The 647-nt window shown below is 59.2% G+C and carries 1 protein-coding gene; it reads left to right on the top strand.

Annotation, left to right across the window (positions count from 1 at the left end; genetic code table 11):
• Positions 1 to 105 precede the first annotated feature (105 nt).
• Positions 106 to 647, top strand: a 542-nt coding sequence (locus L692_RS0108380) for an ABC transporter permease (protein WP_025698922.1), incomplete at its 3' end; no start/stop codon positions are given.

The following is a 647-nucleotide window of genomic DNA, read 5'->3' as shown; positions in this document are numbered from 1 at the left end:
GCTCGCCGTGGTCGATGAACAGGGCCGGCTGAACGGCATTGTCATTAAAGGAGCCGTGCTGTCCGCCCTCGCAGGCAATGCGGTGCCGGAAGGAGGGCTTGCCTGATGAATATTCCGAAACTGCCGCTCGGCAGCATGGTGGAGAAGCTGGAGGAATGGCTGACCTTGTATTTCGGTCCGGTCTTTGACTTTATCCATTCCGTCATCGGAGGGATGGTAGAGGGGATTGAAGCCGCACTCACCGTTCTGCCCGCACTGGTGGTCATTCTGCTCATTACGGCGCTGGCCTACTGGATCGGAAAATGGCGGCTTGCGCTGTTCGCGCTGATCGGGCTGCTGCTCATTGACAATCTCGGGCTGTGGGGGCCCTCGATGCAGTCGCTGGCGCTCGTGCTGGCGGCATCCGTCCTGGCGGTGCTGATCGGCGTGCCCATCGGCATTCTGTGCGCGCAGAGTGGAAAGGCAAGAAATATCATTACGCCTGTGCTGGACTTCATGCAGACGATGCCCGCCTTCGTCTACCTGCTTCCGGCGGTGTCTTTCTTCTCGCTGGGCGTGGTTCCTGGCGTGATCGCTTCGATTATATTCGCCATTCCGCCCACGATTCGCCTGACGAATCTCGGCATCCGCCAGGTTTCCGAAGAATT

It is taken from the genome of Paenibacillus forsythiae T98 (assembly GCF_000520735.1).
Taxonomy (GTDB): domain Bacteria; phylum Bacillota; class Bacilli; order Paenibacillales; family Paenibacillaceae; genus Paenibacillus_AQ; species Paenibacillus_AQ forsythiae.
Note: the sequence above shows the minus strand (reverse complement) of the source record. Positions and strands in the feature narration are given on the sequence as shown.